The organism is Kribbella sp. NBC_01484 (assembly GCF_036227145.1).
Classification (GTDB): domain Bacteria; phylum Actinomycetota; class Actinomycetes; order Propionibacteriales; family Kribbellaceae; genus Kribbella.
The window spans coordinates 1,286,583-1,309,067 of the sequence record NZ_CP109437.1 but is presented as its reverse complement, the minus strand read 5'-3'; the positions used below and the strand labels follow the sequence as shown (position 1 = coordinate 1,309,067).

The following is a 22,485-nucleotide window of genomic DNA, read 5'->3' as shown; positions in this document are numbered from 1 at the left end:
CGAGCGTGCGGTGGTGAATGGTGGGCTCACTGTGAGTGGTGCAGGTCCGGTCAGCGGATGGCGTCGTACCGCCGGAGGGCTTCGCTGCGCGCGTCGGCGTGGTCGACGATCGGGTCCGGGTAGCCGTCGGCGCCGCCGTGCTTCCAGGGTTCGTGGGCGGTCTTGCCGTCGAGGTGCCGCAGCTCGGGCACCCAGCGCCGGACGTACTCGCCGGCGGGGTCGAACTTCAGTCCCTGGCCGACCGGGTTGAAGATCCGGAAGTACGGCGCCGCGTCCGCGCCGCAGCCGGCCACCCACTGCCAGTTCAACGAGTTCGACGCGAGGTCGCCGTCGCGCAGCGACCGCAGGAACCAGCGCGCGCCGAACTTCCAGTGCACATGAAGGTCCTTGACCAGGAACGACGCGACCACCATCCGGACCCGGTTGTGCAGGAAGCCGGTCGAGGCGAGCTGACGCATGCCGGCGTCGATCAACGGGAACCCGGTCCGGCCGGCACACCAGGCGTCGAACAACGCGCCGGGTTCGTCGTACTCCATCCGCTCGAACTCCGGGCGCAGCGGCTTCCACGCGGCCTCGGGATGCCGCGCCAGCAGGTCCGCACAGAACTCCCGCCAGGCGAGCTCGCGGCGATACGCGTCCGCGCCGGCGCTGCGCTTGCGGGCCAGATCGGCCAGCATCGTCCGCGGGTGGATCTCGCCGTACTTGAGGGGGATCGACATCCGCGAGGTGCTGTCGAGATCGGGCCGGTCCCGCTCGTCGTCGTACTGCGCAACCCGCTTCAGGTACTCCTGCCACTGCTCGAGAGCCGCCTGCTCACCAGCGCCGTCCCCCCTGCTGTCCGGCAGCTCCTCGCCGGCCGCGTTCACCCACTCGACCTTCGCCGGGGCATCGACGGGCTTCCGCCACCCGTGCTCGAGCCACGCGCGGAAGTACGGCGTGAACACCTGATACGGCCGCCCTTGCTGGTTGAGGATCCGCCCGGGCGCGATCGCGTACGGCGATCCCGTCGCCACCAGCGGACACTTCAACGAGGCTTCAACCTGTGCGTCCCGCGTCTGTCCATAAGGCCCGTGATCCGCGCTGACGTGCACGCTGGACGCGCCGACCTCCGCGCCTAGGGCCGGGATCACGTCCACCGGATCACCCCGCCGTACGACGAGCCGACCTTCGAGCGAATCGGACAAGCGGTGCAGAGACGCCACCAGGTGCTCACGCCGCGGATCGCCCGCGCGATCCCACAGGCGCGAGTCCACGACGAAGACCCCGAGCACCCGGCCGTCACCCGCGGCCACGGCGTCGAGCAACGCCGGGTTGTCGCTGAGCCGGAGATCCCGCCGGAACCACATCACCGCTGTCACGTCTCGCATCCTTCAGCAGTACCCACACCAATTGGGTAAGGCTTGCCTACATAGGTGACAATGGGTGTCGTGAGCGAGCTGATCGATACCACCGAGATGTACCTGCGGACCGTCTACGAGCTGGAAGAAGAGGGGATCCTGCCGCTGCGGGCGCGGATCGCCGAACGGCTGCACCAGTCCGGTCCGACGGTCAGCCAGACGGTGGCTCGGATGGAGCGCGACGGCCTGATCAAGGTCGAGGGCGATCGGCACCTGGAGCTCACCGATGTCGGCCGCAAGCAGGCGGTCCGGGTGATGCGCAAGCACCGGCTGGCCGAGCGGTTGCTGGTCGACGTGATCGGCCTGGAGTGGGAGGACGTGCACACGGAGGCGTGTCGCTGGGAGCACGTGATGAGCGACGCGGTCGAGCTGCGGCTACTGAAGATCCTCGACAACCCGACCGAGTCCCCGTACGGGAACCCGATCCCGGGCCTGGAGGAGCTCCAGACCAGCGGTATCGCGAGCGACATCGGCGAGTTCCGGATCGGCGTCGAGCCGCTGGACAAGGTGCTCGACCAGGCCACCGGCGACAGCGTGCGGGTGCTGGTCCGGCGGATCGCCGAGCCGGTGCAGACCGACGACGACGCGATGGCGGTGCTGCGCAAGGCCGGCGCGCTGCCGGGCCGCGAGGTGGACTCGACCCTGGACGCCGAGGGCGTGCTGGTCGGCAGCCGCGAGGCCGGTGGCGTGATCAGCGACGAGACGGCCGGCCACATCTTCGTGAGCCTGGTCTGACATTCAAAGCTCTGTTAACGCTGAGCACTCGATGCGGTACGTCGGGTGTCCAGCAGGTAGCCTCTAGCCGCAATGTCTGAGAACGAGATCGACTGGCCCGAGTATCTGCGAGAGTTCCACTCCGCGACTCCGGGCAGCACTGAGGCCCTGTTGTCCCGAGCGGTGGCAGGGGACCACACGCCGTACCGCTGGCTGGTCCGCGCGGTGTCCGGCGAGGCCAAGCGCGTGCTGGATCTCGCCTGCGGCAACGGCCCGGTCTCCCGCGAGCTCCACGGCCGGTGGGTCGTCGGTGTCGACAACAACCCGGCCCAGCTGGCCGGTGCGCCCGGCCCGAAGGTGCAGGCGGACGCGCTGCACCTGCCGTTCGCGAACGAGGTCTTCGACGTCGTCACCTGCTCGATGGGCCTGATGGTCCTGCAGCCGCTGCCCGAGGTGCTGGCCGAAGCCGGCCGGGTCCTGCGGCGGGGCGGCGTACTGGCCGCGATCGTGCCCGCGGTGCGGCCGCTGCGGCGCGGTGACATCCGCACCCTGAGCGGTCTGACCACGCGGCTGCGGTCGACTCCACAGTTCCCGGCCGGTGGCGAGATCACCGAGCTCAAGGACCAGTTGCACCACGCCGGTTTCGACGTGATGGAGAGCCAGCGCGAGCGGTACGTGTACACGATCCACAGCCGCGACGACGCCCGCCGGCTGGTGAACGCGCTCTACCTGCCCGGTACGCCGGACGTCCGCCGCGACACCGCGGCCGGGTGGCTCGCGGACCGGGCCGAGTCCAAGGACGGCCTCGAGGTCGCGATCCCGATCCGCCGGATCACCGCGATGCGCACCAAGCTCGCACTGACCGGTTCCTGAACCAGGGCTTACGCCGCGCCCCGCGGTCTGTACGGTGTGCCTGTGGGTGCGCTGAGCTGGTCCATCCGGACGGTCGACCGGGCGCTCGACGGTGAGACGATCTACCGCGAGCTGCTGGCCGGTGAACCCGTCGCGTTCTGGCTCGACGGCAGCCTGACCGACCGGGCCGTGCGCCGCGTCTCCGTCCTCGGTACGACGCTGGGCCCGGCCGCGGAGGTCGTCGTCCGGGATGTTGCCGATGGCGATGTGTTTGCCGAGCTGAACGCGTTGCTGGCGGGGCGGTCCGCCGACGTACCGGCTGAGCTGGCGGGGCTCTTTAGCGGTGGGTACGTCGGGTATTTCGGCTACGAGTTGAAGGCGCTGACCGGGGGAGCGGCGGCCCACGAATCGCCGGCACCGGACGCGCTGTGGATCTGGGCGAACCGATTCGTCGTCATCGATCACGACAACGACGTGACCTACCTCGTCGCGGTGGACGAACCCGGTGCCGGCGACGACTGGCTGGCGCGGGCGGAGCGGGCGGCCGCCGACTGGTGGATGGGCAGCGTCGAGGTGCCCGCGATCGCGACGCTCGACCTGGAAGCACATCTCGAGCAGGGCCGGTCGACGTACCTGGCCGGTATCGCCGCGTGCAAGGCCGCTCTGGAGGCGGGGGATACCTGGGAGATCTGCCTGACGAACCGCGTCCGGCTGCCGGCGGTGCCCGACCCGTTCGAGTTCTTCCGCTGGCAGCGGGCGGCCAACCCGGCGCAGTACGCCGCGTTCCTGCGGTACGGCGATCTCGCGGTGGCGAGCTCGTCAGCGGAACGCTTCCTGACCGTGGACGCGGACGGGTGGGCCGAGTGCCGCCCGATCAAGGGCACCGTGCCACGCGACCCGGACCCTGCGCTGGACCGGCTGGCCGCGAAGACACTGGCCGAGGACGAGAAGACCCGGGCCGAGAACCTGATCATCGTGGACCTGATCCGCAACGATCTCGGCCGGGTGAGCGAACCCGGGACGGTGCAGGTGCCGCGGCTGATGAACGTCGACACCACTCGCTCGCTGCACCAGCTCGTCACCACGGTGCGCGGCCGGCTGCGGTCCGGGGTGACCGCGGTCGACGCGGTGCGGGCCTGCTTCCCGCCGGGGTCGATGACGGGTGCGCCGAAGATCCGCACGATGGAGATCCTCGACGAGCTGGAGTGGAGCGCGCGCGGCGTGTACTCGGGTGCGCTCGGCTATCTCACCGTGGACGGCCGCGCGGATCTGAGTGTGGTGATCCGGACAGCGGTGCTGACTCCGGACGAGACGATGATCGGTGCGGGGGGTGCGATCGTGCTCGACTCCGAGCCGGTCGCGGAGTACGACGAAATGGTGCTGAAGGCAACGGCAGCCGTCGGCGGGAACGCCGCGGCCGAAGGGTGGGGGAGATGAGTGGTTTGCAGGTGGCGGATTCGTTCCTGGTCGCCAACGGCACGGTCCGCGGGATCGAGCTGCACCGGGAGCGGTTCGTGCGGTCGTGTGCCGCGGCGGGAGTGGATGCCACGGGCTTCTGGGACGAGCAGGTCCAGCGACTGCCCGGCTTCGGCCGCTGGTTCCCGCGCTTCGAGCTGCACACGTCCGGCGAACTGGCGGTCCAGCTCCGCCCCGCACCACCGATCGGCGGCCGCGTCCGCGTGGTCGTCCACGAAGGTCCGGACCCCCGGGTCAGTCCGCGCGTGAAGGGCCCCGATCTCGAACTGCTCGGCAAGCTGAAGGAGTCCGCGGCGCACCGCGCCGACGAGATCCTCCTGCTCGACCAGGACGGCACCGTCCTCGAGGCGGCGTACTCCGCCCTCGCCTGGTGGGAGGACGACACCCTCTGCTTCCCGCCCTCCGACCGCCCCCTCCTCCCGTCCGTCACCGCCGCGTTGCTCCGCCAGATCGCCACCACACAAGGCGTTCCGGTCGCCGAGCACCCCATCACGCCGCGCGATCTCGAAGCCACCACGGAGGCCTGGCTGGTGAACGCCCTGCACGGGATCCGCCCGATCCACGCCTGGTCCGACTCGGCCATCGACCCCCTCCCCAACTCCCACTCCACCCCCTGGCAACACGACCTGGAGTCCCTCGCCCAACCCCTCTGACGCCAAGTCGCCATCTGAGCGGTCAACCCCTCGCTCGGTGGGTTGCCCCCTGAGAATCCGTGGGGGCAACCCACCAACTCGGGGGGTTGACCGGCTCTTCTGCTGGATGTGGGCGAGGTGAGCCAGGCTGGCCGATGTGCAGCTCGACAGGTGGTGTCGGTCCAGGCTGCTGGTCGGGCGAGGCATTCACGCCTGGCCCCGCCCGGCCCGGCAGGGGCCGGGGCGTACACCTCCTGTCGAGCTGCCCACCCCTCCCGCAAACCACCGTCCCACAGCACGTCCGCCCGGACCGTGAGCTCCGGATGCCGTGCCCGCAACACACTCCCGGGCTGCGACCGTCCGCACCCGACCAGCCGGCACCGGCGGGCAAGTGCGGTGACTGGACGGGGTCGTCTTGCCGGTGGCGGGACCGTTACCGGTCCCGGGGCTGGGACACCGTTTGGGCGCCTCGGACAGGCTGTGCCGTGTCCGAGGTCCCCACTGCCTGTCCGAGGTCGGGCCTGGACGACCGGGGTCGGGCGCCGCCGGCCGAGAGCCTCGACCAGACGGGGTGCGCGGGGACCTGGCATTTCTGATTCCCGCGCACCAGGGGCTGTCTCAAGTCACCGGACCCGGGTCCGCCCGCCGACGAGGACGTGGCCGGCCACCCACACATCGAGCAGCCGGTTGACCCCTGAAATGGGCCCGCGTGGTCCGGACATCCGGCCCGCCTGATCGCCGTACCGACTTGCCCTCCGCCCACAGCTGAGGGTCAACCCCTCACCTGGTGGGTTGCCCCCTGAGAATCCGAGTGGGCGACCCACCAACTCAGGGGTTGACCCCCGAACAGGCCCGGGAGTGTTTGCTAATGTGATATCACTTTGCTACCGTTGAGCTATTCGAGAGGAGCTGGTGATGGTGGATGTCGCGGTGGAGATGCCGAAGCCCAAGGTGACCGAGCGGGTGGCCTGGCAGCTCAATGGGTGGCCGATGGCCGGGATGGCGTTCGTGCTGGTGGTGGGTGGAGTGGTGCTGTTCATCGCCGGCGCCGGGTCGGGCAATGGCGTGCTGATCACGGTCGGGATCCTGGTGTTCGTCGCGGGCGTGATCGTCGCGGCCGGACTGACTCCGGTGGCGCCGGGGCGGGCGCGGGTGCTGCAGATCCTCGGGCGGTACGCCGGGACGATCCGCATCGACGGTCTCCGCTGGGTCAACCCGATCGCCACCCGCAAGGAGGTGTCCACCCGGATCCGCAACCACGAGACGGCCGTTGCCAAGGTCAACGATGCCGACGGCAACCCGATCGAGATCGCCGCGGTGGTGGTCTGGCAGGTCGAGGACACGGCGCAGGCGATGTTCGAGGTGGACGACTTCGTCGAGTTCGTCGCGATCCAGACCGAGACCGCGGTCCGCCACATCGCGAACAGTTATCCGTACGACGTGCACAGCGACGACGACGTACTGTCGTTGCGGGACAGCACCGACGAGATCACCGAGACCCTGTCCGCCGAGATCGGCGCCCGGGTGCAGGCGGCCGGCGTCCATGTGATTGAGTCGCGGATCACCCACCTCGCGTACGCCCCGGAGATCGCCCAGGCGATGCTGCGCCGCCAGCAGGCCGGTGCGGTCGTGGCGGCCCGGCAGCGGATCGTCGAGGGCGCGGTCGGCATGGTCGAGCTCGCGCTGGACCGGCTGTCCGAGCACGAGGTGGTGGAGCTCGACGAGGAGCGCAAGGCGACCATGGTCAGCAACCTGCTGGTGGTGCTGTGCGGCGATCGTGACGCCCAACCGGTGGTCAACGCCGGCACGCTCTACCAGTAAGCGGCCGCCGTGGCCGCCGAACGCAAGAAGATCCTGCTCCGGCTGGATCCCGTGGTGCACGACGCGCTGGCCCGCTGGGCGGCCGACGACCTGCGCAGCACCAACGCTCAGATCGAGTACCTGCTCCGGCGGGCGCTGGCTGACGCCGGCCGGCTGCCGACAGGCGTCGGTAAGATCCGCCGCCCGGGCCGTCCGGCCAAGGAGGAAGATGATGAGTAGGACACTGGTGACTCCGCTGAGGCGGCCGCCGACGCCGGCGAGGCGTATGCCGCGCCGACGGAAGGCAGTTGCGCTGGGCAACGCAAAGGCCCCGGATGCCTTGGCTGCAAGGCTTTTCCTGCTGGCCTACGATCCGGAGCGCGGGCGGCTGGTGGGTCGATCGAAGCTCGGGAAGTTGCTCCGGGCCGCGGCTCTGACCGACCTGCAGCTCAACGGGAACCTTGCCGACGACAACGGCCGGGCCAGGCTGACGATGGCGGCCGCACCGTCCGATCCGGTGCTCGCCCTGGTCCTCGAGGACATCCGCGCCGTCGGCCCGCGGAAGTGGCGGCACTGGGTCGACCGGCGGCAGCGCGCCATCGTCCGCGAGGTCCGCGACGACCTCGAGCGCGCCCGCATGATCAAGGTCGAGCCGCATGGCATCCTCGGCCTGATCCCCGCCGACCGCATCACCCTGCGCCACCCGCTGGTACGACGCCAGATCCTGCAGAGCGCGCGCGACACCCTGCGACCGTCGCGCCTGGTCACCCGCGTGGATCTCTGGGACGCCGCGATCGTCGTCCTGGCGGCCACGGCAGACCTACGGACGGTCGTCACGAAGGAGCAGCGCATCCGCCACAAGGACCGGCTGGCTCAGTTGGCGGTCCGCGTCGGTCCCGTCGTACCCGCTCTGAAGAGGTCGCTCCAGCAGTCGCAGTATTCCGCGGGCGGCTGACCCCGAGGGGCGCTACGGTTCGTTACTCAAGTAACTAACCCAGGAACCGGGGAGGGGGTCGTGGTGTTCGACGATCGGAGTCCGATCTATCTGCAGATCGCGGAGCAGATCAAGAACGACATCGTCACCGGCGCCCTCGCCGAGGACGAGCAGGTGATGTCGACGAACCAGTACGCCGCCTTCTACCGGATCAACCCGGCCACCGCGGCCAAGGGATTCGCGCAGCTGGTCGACGAGGGCGTGCTGTACAAGAAGCGCGGGATCGGGATGTTCGTCAGCCCGAACGCCCGCGACCTGCTCCGCACCGGCCGGCGGGACTCGTTCTTCGCGGACGTCGTCGACCCGATGATCCGCGAGGCCAAGGCCATCGGCGTACCACTCAAGGACGTCATCCAGCACATCCGCACCTACGGAGACTCGTGATGAGGACCCTGGAAGAAACCGCCCTGACTGTGCGCACCGAGGATCTTTCGGTCCGGTTCGCGGGGGTGCCCGCGCTCGACCGGCTGGACCTGCGCCTCGCGCCCGGCAAGATCCACGGACTGCTCGGCCGGAACGGATCCGGCAAGAGCACGCTGGCCGCGACGCTGGCCGGCTTCCGGCGGCCGGACGCGGGCCGGGTATGGATCGAGGGCGGCGACCTCGGTACGGCGCAGGAGCCGTACGAGAACGCGGTCGTGACGAGCCGGGTGTGCCTGATCCGCGAGTCCGGCGACCTGATCGACGCAGCGCTGGTCCGGCATGCGATCGGTCTCGCCGCGAGCCTGCGCCCGTACTGGGACGACGAGCTCGCCGGCGACCTCCTGGACCGCTTCGAGGTCCCGTTGAACAAGAAGGTGCAGAAGCTGTCCCGCGGTAAGAAGTCCGCGCTCGGGGTCGTTCTCGGCCTGGCGAGCCGGGCGCCACTGACCATCTTCGACGAGAGCTACCTGGGCATGGACGTCCCGTCCCGGAATCTGTTCTACGACGCTCTGCTCGCCGACTACGCCGAGGTGCCGCGCACGGTCCTGCTGTCGACCCACCTGGTCAGCGAGGTCAGCACGATGCTCGAGGAGGTGGTCATCCTCGACAACGGACGCCTGGTCACCCAGTCGCCGGTGGACGCGCTGCGCGGCCGTGGCGCCTCGATCGTCGGCCCGGCTGCGGCGGTGGACGAGTTCACCGCCGGCTTCACGGTGCTTGCCGAGGATCGGCTCGGCGGCACCAAGTCCACGACGGTCCTCGGCGACCTCGATCCGGCCCTGCTCGCGCAGGCCGCCTCATCCGGTCTCGAGATCGGACCCGTCGGCCTGCAGGAGCTCTTCGTCCACCTGACCGCCCCGACGGGAGGCCGCTCATGAGCGCAACAGTCGACAACCGCACGCGTCCGGCCGAACAGGCGGTCGCTCGTGCGAACCTGCCGCGTGGTGTGACGAATGGCCATCGGCTGCGCCGGATCCTGCTCGCGATGTGGGTCGGGATGCGGCCGATGCTGGTCGGCTACTGGATCGTGATGCTGGTCGGCTTCCTGATCGTCGGTATCGGGATCAAGGCCGCGACCGGCGGGATCGACCACAGCACCTGGGATTACGGCACCCAGTCGCCGAAGTACTTCTCGATGGCGGTCGGCATCATCATCACCCCGGCATACCTGACTCTGCTGATCGCCCAGGGCATCACCCGGCGGATGATGTCCGTTGCCGTGAGCATCTATCTTGCCGGTGCCGCGGCCGCGACCGCCGCGCTCTGGGTGCTGGTCTACCAGGTCGAGCACCTGCTCTACGGCTGGCAGGGCTGGAGCCAGACGCTCGCCAACCCGCACCTGTTCACCAGGACCTCGCAAGTGGGCCTGATCTTCACCGAGTTCTTCCTGCTGATCCTGTCGCACGAGGTGGCCGGGTGGTTGCTGGGGATCACGTTCGTCCGGTTCGGCTTCTGGCGTGGCGTGCTGCTCCTGCCGCTGGCACTGATCCCGGCCGCGGCCGCCGAGTTCCTGCTCGTCGCGCAGTGGCTCGCGGACGTGCTGAACGGTCTCGGCTATCACCGTCCACCACTCGCCGTCGCCGTACCCTCCGTCCTCGTGGTCAGTGCTCTCGGTCTGTACGCCGGCTATCTCGTACTGCGACCGATGGCGATGAAACAAGCGAAAGGCTGAGCGATGTTATACACAGGGGGTGTGTATAAGTCGGCCGGTTTCTGTGGATGGTCAGGCGGTCACTGTGGATGACACGCACCGTCTCGCGAAGTAGTCCAATCTGTTGGCAGGGAAGGGTTGTGCGACCCTGGCCCGCGGCGGTAGAAATGTCGACACGCAACTTCTGAAAAAGGGGTGGCGGGTCGAACGGAAACCGAGGACCTTCACGGTGGGGATCCCCACCGAGGTAGACCGGTGACGGGGTCTGCCGGCCTCTACGGACCCGTTCGGGAGGCTGGAGACGTCACCTTCCTTCAGCTAGCGGGGCCCCTCCGACTCATACTCGGAGGGGCCCCGCCTCGCGTCGGCACGACACTTGTGTCCTGTAACGGCACCAGCAGGTATCGATAACCGTGGGTCGGGCAACAGAAAGCCGGCCGGCGCACAGAACGGTTGTGCGCCGGCCGGCGATCCGGGGGTCGTGCCGTACCGGCCACGCCCCCCCCCCGGTCTCAGGCGAGGGTGATCTTCAGTGCCGAGGACGCACCGCGCGCCGGCACCTGCACCTCCACTCCCCGCGTCGTCGTGACCAGCTCGTACGTCGCGGTCCGGCCGTCGAGGGTCACGTTCTTGACCTTCGCACCGGACGGCAGCACCGCACCGATCGTGACCGATGCGCCGACACCCTTGACGGTCACGTCGGTCCGCAATTCCTTACCTGTAAGGCGTGCCGAGACATCGACCGATCCGCGGCCGACCCGGATGTTGCTTCCGGCCACCTTCTGCTGACCCTGCGGCAACTGCGGGATCACGGAGACCCGGCCGTGCCCCAGATCGGGGTCGACGCCGAGCTGCTGGTGGATCACCGGCCAGAGGATGCCGTACGCGCCCCAGGCCTGCAGCGCCATCGAACGGTCGTAGAACGGCCGGCCGATGTTCGCCGGGGAGTCCGGCGAGGGAGCGATCTCCGGCATCGCGCCGGGCGTCTCCCACACCGTCGGGTCGAGCTGGATCCGGGCGTTGCCGGTGGTGTACACCTGCTGCTGCTTCGTGCCCAGCCGACCGAAGTTGCCTTCGGCAACCGCCATGATCGACGTGTTCAGGCTGAAGATGGCGCGCTCGCTCTGCACCTGGGAGACAACCGAGTCGCACGCGTCGCCCTTGTTGCCGGCCGGGTCGGAGGTCGGCCCGGTGCCGGTATGGAAGAGCCCGAATTCCCCTGTGTAGCAAGACGTTTCACGCTGGTCGAGGGCAGTCTTCGCGTGATCCGCCGACGCGAGTGGGGCGTTCGACTGGCCCGGCCGCACCAGCACCGCTTCCATCGGTGTGACACCGATCCAGTGCCGCTGGAAGATCGGCGTATTGTCGTTCGCCGGGTCGGTCGGGCTGTCGACGGAGTCGGCGTACCCCATTGCCTGCGGGACCCACCACTGCGCCTCGAAGCGGGACTCCAGGTCGTTCGCGCGGGTGGTCGCCCACTGCTGGACCGTGGTGTCGTGCTTGGACGCGGCCAGATCCGCGAGGTCGCGCAGACCGCGGGCGAGGTAGACGGTGCTGTCGAGTTTCTCCACGCCCATCCCGGCCCGCTCGACGTTCGCCAGGCCTTCCGGCCAGCCGTCGCCGTCCTTGTCGAGCTCGCGGTAGACGTACTGCAGGTTGCGGACGCTGAAGTCGTACATCTCGTCGCGGAACCTGTTGTCGCCGGTCCACCGCCACAGCAGCGCGACGGTGCTCGGGAACTTCACCGTCTCGTCGGTGTTACCCGCACTCTGGTTGGAACCGAAGTACACGTCACCGGTCGGGGTCACTTCGTGTGCGACCTTGCCGCTGCGGTTGTTCAGGATGTCGCTGACATCGCGCAATGCGCGCAGGTGCTGCTTCACAGTGTCGAACTGACCGGCTGCGACGGCGGCGTACGCGGTGTACTCACCGTCGGTCGCGAACAGCCACGGATAGTCCGGGAAGCCCGCGCCGAACCAGCGCGCGGTGTCGACCGTGCCGACCGGCGCCGGGTAGTCCTTGCCTTCGTTGACATCGCGGATCTTGAGGTTGTGCGCCTCCTGGACGGAGTCGGCGAGGTTCTGCTTGCTCCACTCGACGCTCTGCTGCAGTAGCCGGTCACCAGGAAGGTCCACCGCGGACTGGGCGTCGATCTGCTTCCGCTCGGAAGCCTTTGCCTTGAGCAACTTCTCCGGGTTGCTCAGTGCCTTGCCGTACTCGCGCTGCGCCGCCGACGCACCCTGGTCGGAACCGGCCACCGCGAACCAGATCGTCTTCTGTTGACCGGGTTCGAGGCTGACGTCGTACGTCAGTTGCCCGCCGGTGCCCTTGCCGACCAGCGAGTCGTCACACCGCGCTGGCGTCGTCCCGTCGGCGGGGCAGATCACCGCCGGGTCCTGGGGACCGCGGTGGTTCGGGCCGAGTGCGTGGGCCGTCGGACGCAGGGACGATCCGACGAACGCGGCGTAGTCGTGGGCGGTCGCGTTGGGGTACGACGGTGTGCCCTGCTCCTGGAAGCGGAGTGCACCGTCGGCGTACGCGCCCGTGTCCGGGAGGTTCGCGTCGGCCGCACCGGGTGCGGTCCAGCCCCACGGGTAGGACTGCATCAGCTCGGAGTGCGCGTCCACGGCCAGCTTGACCGTCTTCGCCGTACTCGAGCTGAGCGTCAGGCCGACCAGCGTGGCGCGGACGCCGTCGGGGACGAAGTCGGTACGACGGACGTCGACGGAACCGGAGTAGTCGATCCGGCTGTAGCCGTGGCCGCTGGTGTACTTCGCGGCGGCGACGTCCTTGCCGAGCCAGTTGCCGTCCAGGCCGAACCAGAGCCCGTCGAGCAGCTTGATCGGCTGGGTCCAGAACCCGCCCATCTCGCCGCGGATGTGCCAGCCGCTGGCCGGGTACAGCCCGCTCTCGTCGCCCATCGCGTAGGCGCGATCGCCGACGACGAGCGACCGGCGGTCGGCCAGGCGTGTCGTCTCGGACAGCTCGGACGACGCGCCGGTCTGAGCGGCGGCCGCCGTGGCGCCGGCAGCCGAGCCCGCGGTGGCCGGACCGGCGGCTGCGCCGGTGGTGGTCGGGCCGGCGATCGCGGACGCTGTGCTTGCCAGCACGGTGGCTGTGGCCAGCAAGGCGATGCCGACGGTCTTGCGGACCGGTTTGCGGCGCGGTGGGGACGCACTGCGTCGGGGGTTGGGATGGGGAGTCATGGCGGTTCCTCCTTCTCGCGGCGCTCGGGGTTGCGCCGCATCAGCCAGGGGCTGAGCTGCCCCTGATCACCAGTTCGGGTTGCAGCAGGCGTTCGATCGGTGCCCCGGAATCGGCACCGGAATCGGCACCGGAATCAGCGTCGGTGCCGGCGGCGATCAGGATCGTGATCAGCTCGGCGGCGATCCGGTCCATCGGTTGCCGCAGGCTGGTCAGGCCGGGGGACACGACATCGGCGAGAGGTGAGTCGTCGAAGCCGGTGATGCCGACGTCCCGGCCGGGGGTGAGGCCACGGCGGCTGAACTCGCGGAGCGCGCCCAGCGCGAGAATGTCGCTCAGGGCAACGATTCCGTCCGGCGGCCGGTCGGAGTCGAGCAGATTCGCGGTGGCGCGGGCGCCCTCGTCGAGGCTGTCCTCGCGGCACCGCACCGACAGGCCCGCGGTCGGCAGGCCGAGCGCCTTGCATTCGCTGCGCCAGCCGCCGAGACGGTCCTCGGCCAGGCCGGACGACTTCGGCCAGCCGATGAAGGCGATGCGCCGGCGGCCGGTCTCGTGCAGGTGCCGGACCGCTGTGGCGGTGCCGGCCGCGCCGTCGACGTCGACCCACGGGCCGGGCTGGGTGGTCTCCTTCCAGACCCGGCCGAAGGACACGAACGGGATCTTCTGGTCCTTCAGCCAGCCGTGCCGCGGATCGTGGGTCTCGGTCTGCGAGAGCACGAACCCGTCGACCATGCGGCGCGCGTGCAGATCGTCGTACACCTCCATACCGTCGACGCCGGCCGGCGCGGTGAACAGCAGGATGTGGCGGCCGCTGCCCTCGGCCGCCGCGCACAGGGCGTGCAGGAACTGGTCCATCACCAGATGAGTCTGGTTCGGCCAGTTGGGCACGCAGTACCCGATCAGTTCGACCGCGCTGGTGCGTAGGCTGCGGGCGTTACGATTCGGCCGGTAGTTGAGCAGTTCGATCGAGCGGTTGACCCGTTCGAGCGTGTCCGGGCGGAGCCGCTGCGGCGCGTTGAGCGCGTTGGACACCGTCTGCACCGACACCTCGGCGTGGGCGGCGACCTGCTTCAACGTGGCCACGGCAACCTCCCACGGGGGTTTGAACGTTAAAAACACCCGCAGTCTCCCGCGCGACCCTCGTCGTGTCAACGGCTCAGAGCGTCGGCGGTCCCGGCCTGACGATCGCCGCCGTCTCGTCCGGCGGGAGCGGCGGGATCCATCGCCCCCACCAAGTCGCTCCCGCCGCGGCGAAGGCCGCCGGATCGCCCCCGCTCACCTTCACGTCGAACCAGCCGGCGGCGGTCCCGGCGGTTGCTTGACGCTCCGCCAGCAACTGCCGCGCGTCGTCCGGCGTGATCTGCTGCGGTGCGTCGGTCGTGCCCTTGTAGGCGCAGCTCCCGTCCCACCGAAGGATCCTGCGCCGGACCGCCGGGACGAGCAGGTTCCCACCGATCCAGATCGGAATCCGCGGCTCCTGCACCGGCCGGGCCGTCAGCTGCACGTCGTCGAGCCGATAGTGCCGGCCAGCAAAGCTCACCGGACGCCCGGTCCACAACCGGTCGATCACGGTGAGCCCTTCGTCCAGCATCTCCGCCAGTTCCCTCGGCGCGCGCGCAGGCATGAACGGATCCCCAGAGTCACCGATCCCGACCCCCAGCACGAAGCGCCCGTTCGACAGGTGATCCAGCGCGACCGCCTCGGCCGCGACCTTCCACGGACTACGCCGGGGCAGCGGTGTCACCGTCGTACCGATCCTGATCCGCGAGGTCGCCGCAGCCATCGCGGCCAGACAGATCCACGGGTCGTACGTCGGCTGGGACGCATCCCCCTGGTAGACGAGATAGTCCTCCAGGAACAACGCGTCCCAACCCGAGTCCTCCACGGCTCGCGCGAGCTCCGCGAGCCCCCGCGGATCCCGCCCCCCGCCGACCGCCCCGACCGTCACCGAGAACCTCATGCAGCGACCCTAGCCAGGCCCACCGACACCCACCCAGCTCCACCTGTACGGAAACAAATCGGCAGCTGGTGACGAATTCTTTCCGCAAAGCGGTCAGGCCAGGTGACCGCCGTCGATCGTCAGTTCGGTGCCGGTGATGTAGGCGGCAGCCGGCCCGGCCAGGTAGGTGACGGCGGCGGCCACCTCGGCCGGGGTGCCGAAGCGATCGAGGGCGAGGGCTCCGATCTGGGCTTGCGCGAAGGGGCCGTCGGCCGGGTTCATGTCGGTGTCGATCGGGCCTGGCTGGACGACGTTCGACGTGATGCCGCGTGCGCCGAGTTCGCGCGCGAGTCCCTTGCTGAACCCGACCAGCGCGGCCTTGCTCATCGCGTACAGCGTCATCCCCGGACTGGTGACCCGCCCGGCGGCGCAGCTACCGAGGTGGATCACCCGCCCGCCGTCGGACAACCGCGGTACGGCGGCCTGCGCGGCGGCGTACGCGCCCCGGACGTTGATCGCGAGCACCCGGTCGACATCGGCCAGGGTGAGCTCGGTGATCGGGGCGATCGCGCCGACGCCGGCGTTGTTGACCAGGATGTCCAGCCCGCCGAGCCGGTCCGCGGCCCCCTGTACGCCGTCCGCGACCGCCACCGCGTCCGCGGCGTCGACCTCGAGCGCGAACGCCCGCCGCCCGAGTGCCTCGATCTCCTTCACCACCTTGGCCGCTGCGTCGGCGGAACTCTTATAAGTGAAGGCGACGTCGGCGCCACCTTCCGCGAGTGCGATCGAGGTGGCGGCGCCGATCCCGCGGCTGCCGCCCGTCACCAGGGCCTTCTTGCCAAGTAGTTCGTTCATGCCTCCAGTCCACCGACCTGCGCGGACCGAAGCTGGCGGAAATCGGACCCCGGATCCTGGCGTCGCAATCCCGCGATGCCTCGATGGCGCAAAACCGCTAGCGAACTGTCGGTGGCGGCAGGGATGCTGGAGCACGTGTACGAATGCCGGGAGCGATGTATCCGCGCCGTCCAGTCCAAGGACGCGCGCTTCGACGGGTGGTTCTTCACCGCGGTGCTGACCACGAGGATCTACTGCCGGCCGAGTTGCCCGGTGGTGCCGCCGAAGGTCGAGAACATGCGGTTCTACCCGAGCGCCGCGGCCGCGCAGCAGGCCGGATTCCGCGCCTGCAAGCGCTGCCGGCCGGACGCGAGCCCCGGCTCACCGGAGTGGAACGACCGGGCCGATGTGGTCGCCCGCGCGATGCGGCTGATCGCGGACGGCGTGGTCGACCGCGACGGTGTACCAGGCCTGGCCGGACACCTCGGCTACAGCGTCCGCCAGGTGCAGCGTCAACTGCACGCCGAGCTCGGCGCCGGGCCGCTCGCGCTCGCCCGCGCCCAGCGCGCACAGATCGCTCGGCTCCTGATCGAGACCAGCGAGCTGCAGATGGCCGACGTCGCGTTCGCCGCGGGGTTCTCCAGCGTGCGGACCTTCAACGAGACCGTTCAGGAGGTCTTCGCGCTCGCGCCGACCGAGCTGCGCCGCCGGGCCCGACGAGGTACGACGACCTCCGCGCCCGGGACGATCTCACTCCGGCTGCCGTTCCGCGCGCCGCTCACCCCGGACAACCTCTTCGGTCACCTGATCGCGACCGGCGTGCCAGGGGTGGAGGAGTGGCGCGACGGCCACTACCGGCGCACGCTCCGCCTGCCGCACGGTCATGGCGTGGTCGCCTTGCGGCCGATGCCCGACCACATCGCCTGCCAGCTCTCGCTCACCGACCAGCGCGACCTGGCGATCGCGATCAGCCGCTGCCGCCGGATGCTCGACCTCGACGCCGACCCGATCGCCGTCGACGATCTGCTCAGCATGGATCCGTTGCTCGCTCCGCTGATCGCGAAGGCGCCGGGGCGCCGGGTCCCGCACACGGTCGACGGTGAGGAGTTCGCCGTACGCGCGGTGCTCGGTCAGCAGGTGTCGACGGCGGCGGCGCGGACGCATGCGCATCGGCTGGTGGTTCAGCATGGTGAGGCGATCGAGGACGCGGCCGGTGGACTGACACATCTCTTCCCGACGATGCAGGCGCTGGCGGGGCTCGACCCGGAGACGCTGGCCTTTCCGAAGTCCCGTCGTACGACGCTCACCACGTTGATCGCCACGCTCGCCGCCGGCGAGATCGATCTGGGTGCGGGCGCGGACTGGGATCGCGCGCGGGAGCAATTGGCCGCGCTGCCGGGGATCGGGCCGTGGACAGTGGAGTCGATCGCGATGCGGGCGCTCGGTGACCCGGATGCCTTCGTGGCCAGTGATTTGGGTGTCCGATACGCAGCGCGTGATCTAGGATTGCCGGAAGCCCCTAAACCGTTGACCGACCACGCACGTGCGTGGCGGCCCTGGCGTGCGTACGCGGTGCAGTACCTCTGGGCCACCGGTGACCACGCCATCAACAAGATCCCGGAGTGAGCATGACAGTGTTGATGCCTCGCCTCCGGCGAGGCGGGTCATGGGGCTTTTGCTCCCGGCCTTCCCTCGTCGCTCCAGTCGCTTCGCTCCCTACACTCCTCAGTCCAGGCCGGGAGGCCCCACGACCGGGCTCCCTACGCTCCTCAGTCCAGGCCGGGAGGCCCCATGACCACGCTGACCACCGATCGTCTCCTACTGCGCCAGTGGCGTGACTCCGACCGCGAGCCGTTCGCGGTGCTGAACGCGGACCCGGCCGTGATGGAGCATTTCCCGGCCTCGCAGACGCGCGAGCAGAGCGACGCCCTCATCGACCGGAACATTCCTGAGATCGACGGGCGCGGCTGGGGCCTGTGGGCGCTCGAGGTGCGCGAGACGGGCGAGTTCATCGGCTTCACCGGGTTGTCGGTGCCGAGCTTCGATGCCCACTTCATGCCGGCGATCGAGATCGGCTGGCGCCTGATGAAGGGTGCCTGGGGCAACGGTTATGCGACCGAGGCGGCCCGGGCGACACTCGCGCACGGCTTCGGCCCGGCGGGGCTGGACGAGATCGTCTCCTTCACCACGACCACCAACCTGCCGTCGCAGCGGGTGATGCAGCGGATCGGGATGACGCACGACGAGGCCGGGGACTTCGACCACGTCCGCATTCCGGCCGGCCACCGGTTGCAGCGGCACGTGCTCTACCGGATCAACCGTGCGCAATGGGAGGCAACGCGTTGACGTACGCCGTCATGGACAGCCCGCTCGGCCCACTCACGCTGGTCGCGACCGGCGCGGGTGAGCTGGCCGGGCTGTACATGGCCGAGCACCGGCATCGCCCGCCGATGGAGACCTTCGGGGACCGCGACGACTCGGTCCTGCCCGCGGTCGCCGCGCAACTCACCGAGTATTTCGAGCACGGCCGGACCACGTTCGACGTACCGCTGCAGCTCGCGGGGACGCCGTTCCAGCAAAAGGTCTGGACGGCGCTCCAGGACATCCCGTACGGCGAGACCACGACGTACGGCGATCTCGCGCGGGAGCTCGGCCTCGTGCCGGGCGCCTCCCGCGCGGTCGGGCTGGCCAACGGCAAGAACCCGATCAGCATCATCGTCCCCTGCCACCGCGTCGTCGGTTCCACCGGCAGCCTGACCGGGTACGGCGGAGGCCTCGAACGCAAGCAGGCACTGCTGGACCACGAGCGAGGCGACGCCCTCTTCTGAGGAAAGTGCTCACTCGATGAGCACTTATCCGGAGCATGCTCGTCGTATGAGCATCGTTGACGAGGAAGCGCTGGAGTGTGGATCCGCGGCCGAGTGGCGCGAGTGGTTGGCCGCGAACGGGCGGACGGAACGCTCGATCTGGCTGATCGTGCGCCGTGACGAGGGCGGGGTGAATCTCGCGACTGCGGTCGAGCAAGCGCTGTGCTTCGGCTGGATCGACAGCAAGACCGTGAAGCGCGACGACCGCAGCACGTACCAGTGCTTCACCCCACGCAACCCGCGCAGCACCTGGAGCAAAGTCAACCGCGACCGTGTCGACCGCCTGACCGCCGCCGGCCTGATGGAACCACCCGGCCAGGCACTGATCGACCACGCCCACCACACCGGCACCTGGGACCTCCTGGCCGACGCCCAGAACCTGATCGTCCCCGCCGACCTGGCCGCCGCACTAGCCGCGAATCCCCAGGCAAACAAGCACTTCCAGGCCTTCCCACCCTCCGCCCGCCGCACGATCCTCGAGTGGATCACCCTGGCCAAACGCCCGGAAACCCGAGCCACCCGCATCGCCCAAACCATCACCAAAGCAACCCAAAACCACCGAGCCAACACCCCCCACTAACCCACCCAACCCACCCACCGGAGCCCACGCCCCTGCCCACCCCCACACGACCGCCCGCGCCCACCCGCCGGCGCCCCTACCTCCGCCCGCGCCCACCCGCCGACGTGCCACTCGGCGACGTGCCACTCGGCGAGGGCTTGAACAGCAACTGGGGCGCTGGCACAGGAAATAGCCTGTTCAAGGCCCCGCTTGCATAAGTCAGCCCACGAGACGTGGCACGAACCACGTGGGCGCCGCCCCGCCAGCGCCCCCACCTCCGCCCGCGCCCACCCGCCCACCCGCCGACGCGCCACTCGCCGGGGGCTTGAACAGCAACTGGGGCGCTGGCACAGGAAATAGCCTGTTCAAGGCCCCGCTTGCATAAGTCAGCCCACCAGGCGTGGCACCGACCAGCTGGGTCCCGCCCGTGGGGCAGCCCACGAGACGTGGCGCCAATCCGGTGGGTCCCACCCCGTCGGCGCCCGCCCGAGTCGCCCTGTCCGCGTGCCAGTTGCCGGGGGCTTGAACAGCAACCGGGGGCCCGGCACGGGAAATAGCCTGTTCAAGGCCCCGGTGGCGCGGGTCAGGCCCCGACAGATGGCGCGCCCGAGGGCGTGTGCGGGTGGTCAGTGGTGGGGTCAGGTGGGGGTGTTTGCTGGGGTGTCGAGTGCTCGGCGGCGGGTGCCTGGACCGGTGTCCCGGGCTTGGTCTTGGATAGGCGGCGGGCGACCGGCTCGGTGTAGCGGGCGGCGACCGGGCCGAGGATGACGAGGATGAGGACGTAGGCGGTGGCGAGAGGGCCGAGTTTTGGTTCGACGCCGACCGCCAGTCCGGCGATGACGATGGAGAACTCGCCGCGGGCGACGAGGGTGCCGCCGGCCCGCCAGCGGCCGGCCGACTTGATGCCGGCGCGGCGGGCGGCGTACCAGCCGGTGGCGATCTTCGTGAGGGCCGTGAGTACGGCGAGGCCGAGAGCGATCGCGAGGACCGGCGGGATCTCCGCGGGGACGGTGCTCAGCCCGAAGAACACGAAGAAGACCGCGGCGAACAGATCGCGCAGCGGGCTGAGCAGATTGCGCGCGCCGTGCGCGACCTCGCCCGACAACGCGATCCCGACCAGGAACGCGCCGACCGCCGCCGACACCTGCAGATGCTGCGCGATGCCCGCGACCAGCAGCGTCAGCCCGAGGACGACGAGCAGCAACATCTCCGGGTTGTCCGAGGAGACCGCCCGGCTGATCACTCGCCCGTAGCGCAGCGCGATGAACAGTACGACGCTGACCGTACCGAGCGAGATCAGTAGCGTCACGCTCCCGCCGGCCAGCCCCACACCGGCTAGCATCGCGGTCAGGATCGGCAGGTAGACGGCCATCGACAGATCCTCGAGGACCAGAATCCCCAGCACCACAGGGGTTTCGCGGTTGCCGAGCCGGCCGAGATCGCCGACCACCTTCGCGATCACGCCGGACGACGAGATCCAGGTGACACCTCCGAGCGCGACCGCGGCGACCGGCCCCCAGCCGAGCAGCAACGCGACGGCCGCACCGGGCAAGGCGTTCAGGAGGAAGTCGACCGCGCCCGACACGTACTGCGTCTTGAGCGTGCCGACCAGATCCGACGCCGTGTATTCCAGTCCGAGCAGCAACAGCAGCAGGATCACGCCGATCTCGGCGCCGGTGGCAACGAACTCCTCACTGGCTGCCAACGGCAACAAACCGCCGCGCCCGAACGCGAGCCCGGCCAGCAGATAGAGCGGGATCGGCGAGAACCCGAGCCGCCCGGCGATCCGGCCGAGGATGCCGAGGGCAAGGATGACCGCGCCCAGCTCGATCAGCAGGGCGGTGATGTTCTCGTGCACGTCACCCTCCCGCGATCAGATCGGCGACGGCGTCCACACCTTCACGCGTGCCCACGACGACCAGCGTGTCCCCGGTCGCGAACCGGAAGTCCGGGGCCGGCGACGGGGTCGCGCCGAGACGCCGCAGTACGGCGACGATCGACGCGCCGGTCCGGCTGCGGGCCTGGGTGTCACCGAGGGTGCGACCCGAGTACGGCGACCTGGCCGTGACCGGGATGTGTTCGGTGACCAGGTCGATCTCGATCTCGCCGCGGACCGGGTCGAGCGGCGCGGGGATCAGCAACTGCGCCAGCGCCGCGGCCTCACCGGGATCCAGCGGGACGGAGTCCTTGCAGGCGTCGTCGTCCTCGGGGTCGTGGAAGCCCAGGAACCGCCGGCCGTCGTTGTGCACCACCACCGACACATGCTTGCCGCCTTCGGTGATGAGGTCGTACCGGGTGCCGATCCCTGGCAACGTCGTTCTGGTCGGGTGGGCCTGGTGGTCCATGATGCTCCGATCCGCGATAGCTGGCGTCTGCAACCATTCTCCCATCCCGGTCGCGTCGGCCTGGCGTGGCGCAATCTCATGGGTCGACGTACCAGATGGCGGGTTGGCCCACCAGAATCCCGGGTGCCAACCCGCCATCTGGTGGGCTGGCCCATCGGACGGGGGAGCGGCGAGATCGTGTGATCTGGGCTGCAATCAGGTGCAGTGCAACTGGTTGCATAGATAGCCTGCCGGTATGGCGTTGGAGCACGCGATCCTGGTGGCGCTGAGCGAGCGGGACGGGTCCGGCTACGAATTGGCTCGGCGGTTCGACCGGTCGATCGGCTACTTCTGGCCGGCCACGCACCAGCAGATCTACCGGGTGTTGCGCCGGATGGACGAGGCCGGCTGGGTGACGCACACCGAGATCGCCCAGGAGGGGCGTCCGGACAAGAAGGTCTATCGGGTGTCCGCGGCGGGCCGGGACGAGTTCTCGCGCTGGCTGGCCGAGCGGGAGGACCCCGCCGTACTGCGGGATGGGCTCGGGGTGAAGTTGCGTGGTGCCTCGCTCGGCGACCCAGGCGTCGTACTGCAGGAGATCGAGCGGCATCGGGCCGAGCATGCGACGCGGCTCGAGGAATATCGCGGGATCCAGCAGCGGGACTTCCCGAAGCCGGCCAAGCTGCACGAGCGGGCCTTGCACCAGTACCTCGTGCTCCGCGGCGGGATCCGGGCCGAGGAGTCGTTCGTGGACTGGTGCGACGAAGTGATCGAAGCCCTCGGGAAGGACCACCGATGACTGTGCCTTTGGCCGGGCCT

Annotated in this window: 22 protein-coding genes; 15 read left to right on the top strand and 7 right to left on the bottom strand. The window is 69.6% G+C overall.

The features are described from left to right. Nucleotides 1-50 precede the first annotated feature (50 nt). Nucleotides 51-1,367, bottom strand: a complete 1,317-nt coding sequence (locus OG555_RS06345; RefSeq protein ID WP_329481823.1) for a cryptochrome/photolyase family protein — start codon at nt 1,365-1,367, stop codon at nt 51-53. Between the two features lie 51 nt (nt 1,368-1,418). Here OG555_RS06345 and OG555_RS06340 point away from each other — a divergent pair, with 51 nt between their 5' ends. From OG555_RS06340 to OG555_RS06295, 10 genes are all read left to right on the top strand, one after another. After that, complete coding sequence (locus OG555_RS06340) at nt 1,419-2,132, top strand: metal-dependent transcriptional regulator (RefSeq protein WP_442914486.1); 714 nt, start codon at nt 1,419-1,421, stop codon at nt 2,130-2,132. Between the two features lie 72 nt (nt 2,133-2,204). Continuing rightward, nucleotides 2,205-2,984: a class I SAM-dependent methyltransferase gene (locus OG555_RS06335; protein ID WP_329481820.1), complete on the top strand. Its 780-nt coding sequence runs from the start codon at nt 2,205-2,207 to the stop codon at nt 2,982-2,984. Nucleotides 2,985-3,026: 42 nt separating this feature from the next. Continuing rightward, nucleotides 3,027-4,400 (top strand): aminodeoxychorismate synthase component I, encoded by a 1,374-nt coding sequence (gene pabB, locus OG555_RS06330; protein WP_329481818.1) that lies wholly within the window; start codon nt 3,027-3,029, stop codon nt 4,398-4,400. Continuing rightward, nucleotides 4,397-5,092: an aminotransferase class IV gene (locus OG555_RS06325; protein WP_329481816.1), complete on the top strand. Its 696-nt coding sequence runs from the start codon at nt 4,397-4,399 to the stop codon at nt 5,090-5,092. Before pabB ends, OG555_RS06325 begins: the two co-directional genes overlap by 4 nt. Before the next feature lie 894 nt (nt 5,093-5,986). Next, nucleotides 5,987-6,892, top strand: coding sequence for an SPFH domain-containing protein (locus OG555_RS06320; RefSeq protein ID WP_329481814.1), 906 nt, complete (start codon nt 5,987-5,989; stop codon nt 6,890-6,892). A 9-nt stretch (nt 6,893-6,901) separates the two neighbouring features. After that, entirely contained in the window at nt 6,902-7,111 is a 210-nt protein-coding gene (locus OG555_RS06315; protein WP_328526396.1) for a hypothetical protein, read from the top strand. Beyond that, a complete protein-coding gene (locus OG555_RS06310; RefSeq protein ID WP_329481812.1) occupies nt 7,104-7,826 on the top strand; it encodes a GOLPH3/VPS74 family protein in 723 nt (240 codons plus the stop codon). The genes OG555_RS06315 and OG555_RS06310 overlap by 8 nt, the downstream gene beginning before the upstream one ends. Nucleotides 7,827-7,886: 60 nt before the next feature. Continuing rightward, on the top strand, nt 7,887-8,249 hold the full coding sequence (locus tag OG555_RS06305; RefSeq protein ID WP_329481810.1) for a GntR family transcriptional regulator: 363 nt from the start codon (nt 7,887-7,889) through the stop codon (nt 8,247-8,249). After that, nucleotides 8,249-9,166 carry an ABC transporter ATP-binding protein gene (locus tag OG555_RS06300; protein ID WP_329481808.1) on the top strand — a complete coding sequence of 306 codons (918 nt, stop codon included), beginning with the start codon at nt 8,249-8,251 and terminating at the stop codon, nt 9,164-9,166. The genes OG555_RS06305 and OG555_RS06300 overlap by 1 nt, the downstream gene beginning before the upstream one ends. Next, on the top strand, nt 9,163-9,960 hold the full coding sequence (locus OG555_RS06295) for a hypothetical protein (protein ID WP_329481806.1): 798 nt from the start codon (nt 9,163-9,165) through the stop codon (nt 9,958-9,960). The genes OG555_RS06300 and OG555_RS06295 overlap by 4 nt, the downstream gene beginning before the upstream one ends. Before the next feature lie 491 nt (nt 9,961-10,451). On the opposite strand, the gene OG555_RS06290 is transcribed toward OG555_RS06295, so the two are convergent. From OG555_RS06290 to OG555_RS06275, 4 genes are all read right to left on the bottom strand, one after another. Further along, nucleotides 10,452-13,145, bottom strand: a complete 2,694-nt coding sequence (locus tag OG555_RS06290; protein ID WP_329481804.1) for a glycogen debranching protein — start codon at nt 13,143-13,145, stop codon at nt 10,452-10,454. 40 nt (nt 13,146-13,185) lie between these two features. Next, a complete protein-coding gene (locus OG555_RS06285; protein WP_329481802.1) occupies nt 13,186-14,226 on the bottom strand; it encodes a LacI family DNA-binding transcriptional regulator in 1,041 nt (346 codons plus the stop codon). A 73-nt stretch (nt 14,227-14,299) separates the two neighbouring features. Further along, nucleotides 14,300-15,103 (bottom strand): LLM class flavin-dependent oxidoreductase, encoded by an 804-nt coding sequence (locus OG555_RS06280; protein WP_329481800.1) that lies wholly within the window; start codon nt 15,101-15,103, stop codon nt 14,300-14,302. Between the two features lie 93 nt (nt 15,104-15,196). Continuing rightward, nucleotides 15,197-15,937, bottom strand: coding sequence for an SDR family oxidoreductase (locus OG555_RS06275; protein ID WP_329481798.1), 741 nt, complete (start codon nt 15,935-15,937; stop codon nt 15,197-15,199). A 123-nt stretch (nt 15,938-16,060) separates the two neighbouring features. On the opposite strand from OG555_RS06275, the gene OG555_RS06270 reads away from it, so the two are divergent. The 4 genes from OG555_RS06270 to OG555_RS06255 all read left to right on the top strand — a co-directional run bounded on the left by OG555_RS06270 (nt 16,061) and on the right by OG555_RS06255 (nt 19,363). Next, complete coding sequence (locus OG555_RS06270) at nt 16,061-17,542, top strand: AlkA N-terminal domain-containing protein (protein WP_329481797.1); 1,482 nt, start codon at nt 16,061-16,063, stop codon at nt 17,540-17,542. A gap of 165 nt (nt 17,543-17,707) precedes the next feature. Continuing rightward, complete coding sequence (locus OG555_RS06265) at nt 17,708-18,262, top strand: GNAT family N-acetyltransferase (protein ID WP_329481795.1); 555 nt, start codon at nt 17,708-17,710, stop codon at nt 18,260-18,262. Next, the gene (locus OG555_RS06260) at nt 18,244-18,744 is read left to right on the top strand and encodes a methylated-DNA--[protein]-cysteine S-methyltransferase (protein WP_442914485.1); all 501 of its coding nucleotides are present in this window, start codon (nt 18,244-18,246) and stop codon (nt 18,742-18,744) included. The genes OG555_RS06265 and OG555_RS06260 overlap by 19 nt, the downstream gene beginning before the upstream one ends. Before the next feature lie 46 nt (nt 18,745-18,790). After that, nucleotides 18,791-19,363, top strand: coding sequence for a YdeI/OmpD-associated family protein (locus OG555_RS06255; RefSeq protein WP_329481791.1), 573 nt, complete (start codon nt 18,791-18,793; stop codon nt 19,361-19,363). A gap of 562 nt (nt 19,364-19,925) precedes the next feature. Here the strand turns inward: OG555_RS06255 and OG555_RS06250 are convergent. After that, on the bottom strand, nt 19,926-21,200 hold the full coding sequence (locus OG555_RS06250) for a cation:proton antiporter (RefSeq protein WP_329481789.1): 1,275 nt from the start codon (nt 21,198-21,200) through the stop codon (nt 19,926-19,928). Nucleotide 21,201: 1 nt separating this feature from the next. Further along, a complete protein-coding gene (locus OG555_RS06245) occupies nt 21,202-21,720 on the bottom strand; it encodes a cation:proton antiporter regulatory subunit (RefSeq protein ID WP_329481788.1) in 519 nt (172 codons plus the stop codon). Between the two features lie 202 nt (nt 21,721-21,922). Here OG555_RS06245 and OG555_RS06240 point away from each other — a divergent pair, with 202 nt between their 5' ends. Beyond that, entirely contained in the window at nt 21,923-22,465 is a 543-nt protein-coding gene (locus OG555_RS06240; protein WP_329481787.1) for a PadR family transcriptional regulator, read from the top strand. The last annotated feature ends 20 nt before the right edge of the window (nt 22,466-22,485 follow it).